The organism is Shewanella sp. AS16 (assembly GCF_021412365.1).
Classification (GTDB): Bacteria; Pseudomonadota; Gammaproteobacteria; order Enterobacterales; family Shewanellaceae; genus Shewanella; species Shewanella salipaludis.
The window spans coordinates 1-289 of the sequence record NZ_JAKCLK010000303.1; the positions used below are offsets into that span (position 1 = coordinate 1).

A 289-nucleotide genomic window follows, 5' to 3' on the forward strand; every position below is an offset into this window, starting at 1 on the left:
ACACTGTTGTAGTAGTTCAATATGTAATCATTAATTTGCTGCCGGGCCTCGTCCTTGTCGACGTAACCATTCGCTGGCACCCATTCTGTTTTCAGACTGCGGAAGAAGCGTTCCATTGGGCTATTATCCCAGCAGTTTCCCCGCCGACTGACACTTTGCTTTATTCTGTAACGCCAGAGAATTTGTTGATATTTCAGGCCTGTATACTGGCTTCCCTGGTCGCTATGGAACATAACATCATGTGGTTGACCACGCGTCTCATAGGCCATCCGCAGGGCATCGCTTATCA

The 289-nt window shown here is 48.1% G+C and carries 1 protein-coding gene; it reads right to left on the reverse strand.

Translation table 11 applies throughout. The features are described 5' to 3' along the window. Nucleotides 1–289, reverse strand: a 289-nt coding sequence (locus LZP73_RS20390; protein ID WP_234236769.1) for a DDE-type integrase/transposase/recombinase, incomplete at both ends; no start/stop codon positions are given.